Genomic DNA, 2,868 nt, shown 5'->3' on the forward strand with positions numbered 1-2,868 from the left:
GTTCAATGTCGATATCCAGCTAGCCAAGGACTGCGGTTCGCTGGCGGTTCTGATTTCGGTGATCATCGTCGCCGGCGTCTGGGGCATCGCCATCATCGAACGCATCACCGGGCTACCGATCTAGCATCCCGGCTCCTACATGACGGTAACTAAAGGAAACCGTCATGTCTGAAGTCACAAACCTTCTGCTTCTGGAGCGCAAAGGGCTACCGGACGATTTGCGCTGGCTGGCCGAGAAATACCCGCGCGAAAACTGGCAGGGCCACGCCAACATCCGCGGCGTCGCCAATATGTGGCTGCAGCGTCACGACATGTTCCGCGAACTCGGCGGCATGCTGACCAACGGCATTGGCGACTACCGCGAAGGCAGGCTGACAGCGCCCGACTTCGCGCGCTGGTTCGCGCCACGCCTCAACCATTTTCTCGGCAATCTCGATGGCCACCACAATGTCGAGGATCATCATTATTTCCCGGTCTTCGCCAAGGCGGAGACGCGGCTGAAGCGCGGCTTCGAGATCCTCGATGCCGACCATCACACCATCCATGAAGGTCTGGAGCGCAATGCCGAGGCCGCCGACGCCTTCATCAAGACGCTTCAGAAGAGCGAAGACAGACAGCGCTTTGCCGCCGACGCCTATGCCGACGAAAACAGCCGGCTGATCGCCATGCTGACCAGGCACCTTGCCGACGAGGAAGACCTGATCATCCCACTGATCCTCGATCGGGGTGATGTCGCGCTTGGTATTGACTGATGCATGTCGCTCAAAGTGCTTGGCGGCTTTGGGGCAACGACATGCATGGAAACCAAAGGTCTCAGCTTTCCCTGGTCCGTTCCTTTTTCGCGACGTGGCGGGCGATCAGCCAGGCAAACACGGCCACCGTCAAACCAATGCCAAGCCCGACCAGCAACCGCTCGTGATGCATCAATGCCTGGCCGACGAAGTGTTCGGCCCCCAAACCAAAGACATAGCCAACCGTACTGAACAGCACCGCCCAGATCACCGATGACATGGCGTTGAGGATAAYGAAACGCGGCGCCGCGATGTTGGAAAGGCCGGCCGCGATGCCGCCGACAAGGCGCATGCCGTAGATGTAGCGGTTCGACAGCACGAAGATGTCGGGATGGGTGTTGAGCAGGCGAAAGGCCCGGCGGAAGCCAGGCCGCCTGCGCAATCTGACGACATAGGGATGGTCGGCAAAGCTTCGTCCAAGAATGAAGAAGAAGGTGTCGCCGACGAAGGCGCCAAGGGCGGCCGCCAGGACGGTATGCCAGAGCACGAAGACTTGTTGGTGCGCGAAGAAGCCACCGAGGATGGCCGCACTTTCACCCTCCGCGACACAGCCGAGGAAGACGGCGAGCAGTCCGTATTGTTCGATGAGGTGATGGATCGTTTCGGTCATGAAGACGGCTGCTGCTGCGACAGCCTTTCGTCGATCCGCTTGACGAGGTCGGCCAGCCGCGCCATCTCGTCGCGCATGCCGAGGATCTGGCCGTGGCGGAGTTCGTCCAGCTTTTCATGCAGCGCCATGATCTCGATCTCAGCCTTCAAATTGACCTCGTAATCGTGGGCGGCGTCGATGCGGTCGCGCTCGGTCTGGCGGTTCTGCGCCATCATGATCACCGGTGCCTGCAAGGCGGCGATCATCGACAGCACGAGGTTGAGGAAGATGAACGGGTAGGGATCGAAGGCGTCGCGCGACAGGAGCCAGACATTGCCCGCGGTCCACAGGACTAGGAACGCGATGAAGGTCAGGATGAAGGACCACGAGCCGCCGATGCGGGCAATCGTGTCGGCGAGGCGGTCGCCAAAGGTCTGATGGAAGGCGACGGCCTTGTTGGTGTCCCGCGAGATGGTGGTGCGTTCGAGCGTCGATTGCAGCACGCGGCTTTCGAGCTGGCTGAGGCCGTCCGGCCGTCGCTTGAGCCAGCGGTTCGCCAGGTCGTCGATCGTCTTGTTCATGGCMGTCTCCAGGGTCTTGGCTTGCCTAAAGCGCGTCGCGTTGAAAACGGATTCAAATGACGCGCTTTAGGTCTTTGTTCTCATGCATGTCGTTGTCTCAAAACCGGGGCCACTTTTGAGCGACATGCACTAAGAGGTAGAGGCTGCCGGCCCTCACGGGAAGTGTTACATTGTCGCGAACAGCGAGGGATCGATGGCCGATTTTCAGAAAATTCGCCTGCGTGCGGCAAAACGCAAGGGCGGTGAGGCGGAGCTTTCGTCACTTTTGGGGCCGGCGCCCGACAATGCCGCCGTGGCTGACATCGCCGACGATCGCATTCTGTCTGTTATGGCCGAGCGCGTCTTTGCCGCCGGTTTCGTCTGGCGCGTCATCGAACAGAAAGGGCCGGGCTTCGAAGAGGCCTTCCTCCACTTCGAGCCGAAGCGGCTGTTGTTCCAGCCCGATGATTTCTGGCACGATCTGACGGCCGACCAGCGCATCGTGCGCAATCCGCAGAAGATCAAATCGGTGCGCGACAATGCTGCCTTCGTCGAGCGAGTGTCGAAGGAATATGGCGGTTTCGGCAAATTCCTTGCCGACTGGCCTGCGGACGATCAGGTCGGGCTGATGGCCTATCTCGGCAAGCATGGCAGCCGGCTCGGCGGCAACACCGGCCAGTATTTCCTGCGCTGGCTGGGCTGGGATGCCTTCGTCATTTCGGGTGATATGGCGGCGGCACTGCGCGATGCCGGCCTCGACATCGCCGAAAGCCCGACCTCGAAGAAGGATCTCGACAAGATCCAAAACCAGATCAATCAATGGGCGACGGAGACGGGCCTGCCGCGCCGGCATATTTCGCGCATCCTGGCGATGTCGATCGGCGACAACCATTCGCCAGAAGCGCTGCGCGAATATATGGGCGACGAC

4 protein-coding genes and 1 pseudogene are annotated in these 2,868 nt (G+C 60.4%); 3 read left to right on the forward strand and 2 right to left on the reverse strand.

Annotated elements, in window-relative coordinates; translation table 11 throughout:
- Both ACXJ7R_RS29125 and ACXJ7R_RS29130 read left to right on the forward strand, forming a co-directional pair.
- Positions 1 to 124, forward strand: a pseudogene (locus tag ACXJ7R_RS29125) (diacylglycerol kinase); the annotation flags it as partial.
- A 40-nt stretch (positions 125 to 164) separates the two neighbouring features.
- Positions 165 to 752 carry a hemerythrin domain-containing protein gene (locus ACXJ7R_RS29130; protein WP_457154850.1) on the forward strand — a complete coding sequence of 196 codons (588 nt, stop codon included), beginning with the start codon at positions 165 to 167 and terminating at the stop codon, positions 750 to 752.
- A gap of 61 nt (positions 753 to 813) precedes the next feature.
- Here the strand turns inward: ACXJ7R_RS29130 and ACXJ7R_RS29135 are convergent, their stop codons facing one another.
- Complete coding sequence (locus ACXJ7R_RS29135) at positions 814 to 1,401, reverse strand: DedA family protein (protein WP_457154851.1); 588 nt, start codon at positions 1,399 to 1,401, stop codon at positions 814 to 816.
- Entirely contained in the window at positions 1,398 to 1,961 is a 564-nt protein-coding gene (locus tag ACXJ7R_RS29140) for a DUF1003 domain-containing protein (protein WP_457154852.1), read from the reverse strand. Before ACXJ7R_RS29140 ends, ACXJ7R_RS29135 begins: the two co-directional genes overlap by 4 nt.
- Positions 1,962 to 2,154: 193 nt before the next feature.
- Here ACXJ7R_RS29140 and ACXJ7R_RS29145 point away from each other — a divergent pair.
- Positions 2,155 to 2,868: DNA-3-methyladenine glycosylase I (locus ACXJ7R_RS29145; protein ID WP_457154853.1), on the forward strand; the 714-nt coding region annotated here is incomplete at its 3' end.

The organism is Mesorhizobium sp. P5_C1, from assembly GCF_054049815.1.